Origin of the sequence: Methylorubrum podarium, assembly GCF_022179745.1 — a bacterium.
GTDB lineage: Bacteria > Pseudomonadota > Alphaproteobacteria > Rhizobiales > Beijerinckiaceae > Methylobacterium > Methylobacterium podarium.
In genome coordinates, this window is record NZ_BPRD01000050.1 from 1 (window position 1) to 7,085 (window position 7,085).

The window sequence follows — 7,085 nt, forward strand, 5'->3', positions numbered from 1 at the left end:
AACTTTTCCTTGCCCATCTGGGCCTCCTAATCGTCAGTGTCGTGGGTCGAAGAAGCTTTACGCGTACTTGGCGATGACCTTGTCGGCCTCGCCGCGCGGCACTTCCTCGTAATGGTCGAACTGCATCGTGAAGTTGGCGCGGCCCTGGCTGAAGGAGCGCAGCTGGTTCACGTAGCCGAACATGTTGGCCAGCGGCACCATCGCGTTGATGACGTTGGCGTTGCCCCGCATGTCCTGGCCCTGGATCTGGCCGCGGCGGGAGTTGAGATCGCCGATCACCGAGCCGGTATACTCTTCCGGGCTCACGACCTCGACCTTCATCACCGGCTCGAGCAGGACCGAGCCGCCCTTCTGCAGCGCCTCGCGAAAGGCGGCGCGGGAAGCGATCTCGAAGGCGAGCGCCGAGGAGTCGACGTCGTGGTAGGCGCCGTCGATCAGCTCCACCTTCACGTCGACCACGGGGAAGCCGGCGAGCACGCCCGCACCGAGGACCGAGTTGAGGCCCTTCTCGACGCCGGGGATGTACTCCTTCGGCACCGCGCCGCCGACGATCTTCGACTCGAACGAGAAGCCGGCGCCCGGCTCGTTCGGCTCGACCACGAACTTCACCCGGGCGAACTGACCGGTACCGCCGGTCTGCTTCTTGTGGGTGTAGTCGATCTCCTGACGGCGGGTCAGCTTCTCACGGTAGGCGACCTGCGGCTGGCCGATATTGGCATCGACCTTGTAGGTGCGGCGCAGGATGTCGACCTTGATGTCGAGGTGGAGCTCGCCCATCCCCTTGAGGATAGTCTGGCCCGACTCCTGGTCCGTGGAGACGCGGAAGGACGGGTCCTCGGCGGCGAGCTTCGAGAGCGCGATGCCGAGCTTCTCCTGGTCGGCCTTCGACTTCGGCTCGACGGCGATCTCGATGACGGGCTCGGGGAACTCCATCTTCTCGAGGATGACGGCCTTGTTCTGGTCGCACAGGGTGTCGCCGGTGCGGGTATCCTTGAGGCCGGCCAGGGCGACGATGTCGCCGGCATAGGCCTCCTTGATGTCCTCGCGGTTGTTGGCGTGCATCAGCAGCATGCGGCCGACGCGCTCCTTCTTGTCGCGCGAGGAGTTCAGCACGCTGGTGCCCGACTCGACCTTGCCCGAATAGACGCGGCAGAAGGTGATCGTGCCGACGTGGGGGTCGTCCATGATCTTGAAGGCGAGCATGGAGAAGGGATCTTCGTCCGACGGCTCGCGCTTGACCGGCTCCTCGGTCTTGAAGTCGAGGCCGTCGACCGCGCCGCGATCGATCGGGGACGGCAGGTAGTCCACGACCGCGTCGAGGAGGGGCTGCACGCCCTTGTTCTTGAAGGCCGAGCCGCACAGCACCGGGTGGAAGGCGCGCAGCTGCACGGCGCGGCGCACGAGGCGGCGCAGGCCGTCCTCGTCCGGCTCCACGCCGTCGAGATAGGCGGTCATGGCGTCGTCATCGAGCTCGACGCAGGCCTCGACCAGCTTGGTGCGGTACTCGACGGCCTGATCCTTGAGCTCGGCCGGGATCTCCTCCTCGGAGAAGTTGGCGCCCAGCGCCTCGCCCGACCAGACGATCGCCTTCATCTTGATGAGGTCGATCACGCCCTTGAAGTTCGACTCGGCGCCGATCGGCAGCTGCAGGCAGACCGGCTTGCCGGCGACGCGGCCGATGATGTCGGCGACGCACTTGAAGAAGTCGGCGCCGATCTTGTCCATCTTGTTGACGAACACGACGCGCGGCACGTCGTACTTGTCGGCCTGACGCCACACGGTCTCGGTCTGGGGCTCGACGCCCTGGTTGCCGTCGAGCACGCAGACGGCGCCGTCGAGCACGCGGAGCGAGCGCTCCACCTCGATGGTGAAGTCGACGTGGCCGGGGGTGTCGATGATGTTCAGGCGCTTGTCGCGCCAGAAGCAGGTGGTCGCAGCCGAGGTGATCGTGATGCCACGCTCCTGCTCCTGCTCCATCCAGTCCATCGTGGCGGCGCCCTCATGGACCTCGCCGATCTTATGGGACTTGCCGGTGTAGTAGAGGATCCGCTCGGTCGTCGTGGTCTTGCCGGCATCGATGTGGGCCATGATGCCGAAGTTGCGGTAGTCCTCGATCGCGTGCGTGCGGGGCATCGGGGTCTCTCCGGGAGAAAGCGGGCTCGGAGCGCGGCCCGGTGGCCGCGCTCTACGGACGAATTACCAGCGGTAGTGCGAGAAGGCGCGGTTGGCCTCGGCCATCCGGTGGGTGTCTTCGCGCTTCTTGACGGCGTTGCCGCGGTTGTTGGCGGCATCGAGCAGCTCGGCGGAGAGGCGCTCGACCATGGTGCGGTCGTTGCGGCCGCGGGCGGCCTGGATCAGCCAGCGGATCGCGAGAGCCTGGCGGCGCTCGGTGCGGACCTCGACGGGGACCTGGTAGGTCGCGCCGCCGACGCGGCGGGAGCGGACCTCGATCGCCGGGGCGACGTTGTCGAGCGCGGCGCGGAACACCTCGATCGGGTTGGCGCGGGCGCGGCTCTCGACGAGGTCGAAGGCGCCGTAGACGATCCGCTCGGCGGTCGACTTCTTCCCCTCGTACATGATGGAGTTCATGAACTTGGTGAGGACGATGTCGCCGTACTTGGCGTCCGGGATGATCTCGCGCTTCTCGGCAGAGTGACGACGGGACATGGTTCAGACTCTCGAAAAATTGGCTTTAAGCACCTCACGCAGGCCGCCTTGAGCGAAGAGCCGGCGACATCCTTGTGAGGCCGTGGAAATGGCCGTCCGAAGAAAATGACTTCGGACGCGGGTCTTACTTCGGACGCTTGGCGCCGTACTTCGAGCGGCGCTGCTTGCGGTTCTTGACGCCCTGCGTGTCGAGCACGCCGCGCAGGATGTGGTAGCGCACGCCCGGAAGGTCCTTCACGCGGCCGCCGCGGATCATGACCACGGAGTGCTCCTGAAGGTTGTGGCCCTCGCCGGGGATGTAGCCGATCACCTCGAAGCCGTTGGTCAGGCGCACCTTGGCGACCTTACGCAGAGCCGAGTTCGGCTTCTTCGGGGTCGTGGTGTAGACGCGCGTGCAGACACCGCGCTTCTGCGGGCAGGCGTTGAGCGCCGGCACCTTGTTGCGCGCCTTCTGCGCCTTGCGCGGCTGGGCGATCAGCTGGTTGATCGTCGGCATCCTGTGCCCTCTTCATCCGGCCGCGCGGGGCGGCCACCGTCTGAAACCTGTCGAAGCCCCTTGCGGAGCGGTCGGTCCGCAGGCGAACCTGCGGCAAAACGAATAGCGCCAGAGGCCGATCAGGGCCTTTGGCGATGGTGAGGCAGAGGATCACGCCGGAGACGACGCGTTCTTACCCGCTGATCTGACGAGTACGTCAGGGTGTGATGCCGGTATCGGTCTGACGACGGTCGCCGAAGCCCCTGGCTTCGACCCGAAAGCGACTCTCGATCCACCGGAGTGGCGCGCTTCTACGCGTGAGGGTCGGCGCCGTCAATGCCCGGAGAGGATAAAGTTCGGTGAACGGGCCGCTCTTCTGCGGCCAAGCTAATGCCCGGCCGGACCACTGCTATTCGGCCGCATCCGTGAGGCGAAACGCCTCGATCCCGCGCCGCTCCGGGTTGATCTCGGCGAGCGCCCGCTTGGCGGTCTCGAGCGGGTGCTCCGCCTCGATTCGGACCGAGGCGAGATCGGGGCTCTTGTAGACGGTGACGACGGTGTCCATCACCTCGGTCAGGGTCGTGCGCTTGTCCTCCGGCGCGGCGATCAGGAGCTGCAGGCCCCAGGCGCGGAAGAGGTCGACCAGCGACTGGCTGTTGCGCACGTCGAGCTTGGAGAAGGCTTCGTCCAGCAGGCAGAGGCCGAGGCCCGGCGTCTCGTCGCCGGGGCGGTCGCCGGGATAGTAGGCCGAGGCCATGGAGGCGGCGATCGCCACGTAGAACGGCGCCTGCGCCTCGCCGCCCGAACCGCGCAGGGCCCGGCTCGACAGGGTGGTGCGGTTGCCCGCCCGGTCGCGCATGCCGATCTCGTAGACGAAGTAGTTGCGGTAGTCGGCGAGCCGCGCCGCGCTCTCCTCGCCCTCGATCAGCGCGGTGATCTCGGCGAGCGCGGCCGCGAGCGGGCTCTTGTCGGCGCCGTCCTCCGGGCTCGGCAGCACCGCCTGCGCCGCGTCGGGGGAGCGGGCGACCTCGGTGGCCAGCGCGTGGACGGCGGCGTAGCGCCGGTCCACCTCCGCCTCGAAGGCGTAGGTCTGTCCCGTGAAGGTCTGCGAGGCGAGGCGCTCGTTGAGGGCGTCGAGCCGGGCGCGCATCCGCTCGAACTTGTCGGCGAGCCGGGTCAGCAGGTCCTCGGTCATCAGGCGGCGCATCTCGGCCTCGGCGCGCAGCGACTGGTCGCGGTAGCGGCGCAGTTCGTGCCCGGCCACCTCGTCGCGCTCGCGCACCGCCCAGGCGTAGCCGAAGGAGGCCGGCTGCTCGCCCGAGCCCAGCGGGTTCTCGACGCGCCACGCGGCGCAGTACTCGGCGAGGTCGCGCTCGGCGGCGCGGCCCTGGTTGCGCACGCTGTCGGCGGCCTCGCGGGCGGAGGCGCGGGCCTGCGAAGCGAGCGCGGCCAGCGCCTTGGTCTCCAGCGCCGCCCGGTCGGCCCGGGCCTGCGCGATGCCGGCGACCGTGCCCGGCACGTCGGCGGGCACGGTGCCGGTGAGGCGGATGCGCACCGTGTCGCCGGTGGTCCAGCGCCGGAGCGCGCTGCGGTAGGCCAGAAGCGCGGCCCGCGTCGCCTCCCGTCCCTGCCCCACGCGGGCCTTCAGCCCCGCCTCCTCGGCGAGCAGGGCGTCGCGCTTCGGTTCCAGCACCTGCACTAGTTCGGTGAGGTAGGCGGAGCGCTCCTTCTGAAGCTCCTTCAGCTCCGCCTCGATCACGCCGGCATCGGCGCGGGCGACCGTCTCCTGCTCGGTGGCCAGGCTCCGGCGGCGGCCCTCGATGGCGTCGGCCTCGGCGCGCAGGGCCTCGAGATCGACCGGCGCCTCGGCGAGCCGGCCCCGCAGCAGGCTCGCGATGCGGGCGGCCTCGCGCATGACGGTGGCCTCGGCCCGCAGGACCCGCGCCTCCTCGCGCGCCTCGTCGAGGCGGCGGCGGGTCTCGGCGGTCGGGCCGCGCTGGCCGCGGGTCATCATCAGCGGCACGGGCCGCACCACCGAATAGGCCATGCCCGCGGTCGAGCGCCCGCTCGGCGCCACCGCCCGGCTCATGCTGCGCAGCGCCGCGTCGTCGGGCGCGAGGTCGTAGCCGCCGAGCCTCGCGGCGAGGAAGGCTTCCGCGTGGTCGCTGTCGGTCTCGATCAGGCCCATCGGCCCGTCGTCGAAGCGCCGGGCCGCGCGCCGCGCCGTGTCGGTGGTCTTCACCAAGAGGCAGCGGAAGAACTGATTCTTTCGCGCTTCGAGGAGCGCGAAGGCGCGGTCGAGCCGGTCGGGCTCGACCACCAGGGCCTCGCGGGCGCGGCCCAGCAGCCCTTCGAGCGCCGGGCCCCATTTCGGATCGACGATCTCGGCGAGCTCGCAGATCGGCGCCGCCTCGATGCCGAGCCGCCCCAGTTCCTCGCGAAACGCCTCCGTGTCGGAGGACAGGCGCGCGGCGGAGGAGCGCCCGGCATTCACCTGCGCGTCGAGGCCGCGGACCTCGTTCTCGCGCTCGCGGGCCTTGAGGGCGAGGTCTTCCGCCTCCTCCTCCAGGGCGCCGGCCACGTCGGGCATGTTCGCGAGGCCGTCCAGCAGAGCTTTGAGCGGCCCATCGACCCGTAAAATGTCCTCCGGCGGCGCCTCGCGGCGCAGCCCCGAGCGGGCGCAGGCCTCGACGATGCGCGCCGCCTGAAGATCGATCCGGCGCAAGGGGCCGCCGATCGCGCTGAGGCGGCCGGCCTCCTGCACGAGGCCGACGATGGCCGCGAGGCGGTTCGTCAGGTCGCGCCGGTCGCGGGCAACCACGGCGAGGCCGGCATGCGAGGCGGCGAGCCGCGCCTCCGCCGCGCTGCCGACGATCAGCGCCTTGCGGGCGGCGATCTCGGAATCGATCTCGCGCACGAAGCCCTGGCTCGTCGCCACGCTCTCGCGGGCGATGCGCAGGCGCTCCGACGTCTCGGCGAGGAGCCGCCGGGCCTCGGCGTGGTCGAGGATGCGGCGGCGCAGGTCCGCGCCGGCGGCGCGCATCTCGTCCAGCGCGGCGGTGAGGCTCGCCCGCGCCCAGGCCTCGTAGCGCTCGCAGATGCGCGAGAGGTGGGCGAGGCGCTTCTCCAGCTCCTCGATCGTCTCCAGGAGCCGCCGCCACGTCTCGATCGACTGGCGGATGCGGGCGACGTCGAGCGGCTCGGCCTCCAGCACGAAGCTGCGGACGAAGGCGCTGGTGTCGAAGATCGGCTTGAACGCCACCGCGTTGGAGAAGGTGCGCAGGAACTGGCGCGGATCGGGGGTGGCCGCACCCTCGCGCAGGGTCGCCAGCACGGCGGCGGTGAAGCGCTCGCCGGAGGTGCGGAACTCCTCGAAGCTGTCGGCCCGGCGGCGGAGATCCGCGGCGACCTCGGTCCAGGGGGCGACGAAGCTGCCCTCCTCCGTCTCGCGGACGTAGTCGGCGATCTCGAAGCGGTGGCCGATCGCGACGAAGCGCGAGAGCGTCTCCTCCTTCGGCTCCTCGGAACGGGCGGCGAGCGCCAGCCCCACGGTGACCACGCGCCCGCTCGCGGGGTTCTCGAAGACCAGGGCGATGAGGGTCTCGCACGCCTCCCGCGTCGGGCGCCCGCCCTCGGCCGGGTCGCTGATCCAGCCGAGGCAATAGTCGCGCACGGTGCGGGCGCTGCGGCCCGAGGCGGAGGCGTTCAGCGCCAGCCGGCTCGCGTTGTTGCCTGCGAGCACGGTGCCGACCGCGTCGAAGATCGTCGATTTGCCCGCCCCGGTCGGACCGACGAGCGCCGCCGCGCCCCGGATCCGGATCTGCTCGCGCCGGATGAGGTACCAGTTCGAGATCGCGATGTCGGTGAGGCGATACACCGGCCCGGCCGCTTTTCCCCGAGGTGGAACGAGTGACAGCGTCCATTGCGCTGTCACTCGTTCCAC

4 protein-coding genes are annotated in these 7,085 nt (G+C 70.0%); all 4 read right to left on the minus strand.

What is annotated here, in order from left to right:
• Window positions 1–57: 57 nt before the first annotated feature.
• Window positions 58–2,133, minus strand: coding sequence for an elongation factor G (gene fusA, locus MFF42_RS02510; RefSeq protein ID WP_238254382.1), 2,076 nt, complete (start codon window positions 2,131–2,133; stop codon window positions 58–60).
• Between the two features lie 63 nt (window positions 2,134–2,196).
• A complete protein-coding gene (gene rpsG, locus MFF42_RS02515; protein WP_017485508.1) occupies window positions 2,197–2,667 on the minus strand; it encodes a 30S ribosomal protein S7 in 471 nt (156 codons plus the stop codon).
• Window positions 2,668–2,791: 124 nt separating this feature from the next.
• Window positions 2,792–3,163 (minus strand): 30S ribosomal protein S12, encoded by a 372-nt coding sequence (gene rpsL / locus MFF42_RS02520; protein WP_004447775.1) that lies wholly within the window; start codon window positions 3,161–3,163, stop codon window positions 2,792–2,794.
• Window positions 3,164–3,551: 388 nt separating this feature from the next.
• Entirely contained in the window at window positions 3,552–7,019 is a 3,468-nt protein-coding gene (locus MFF42_RS02525) for an SbcC/MukB-like Walker B domain-containing protein (protein WP_238254383.1), read from the minus strand.
• Between the last annotated feature and the right edge of the window lie 66 nt (window positions 7,020–7,085).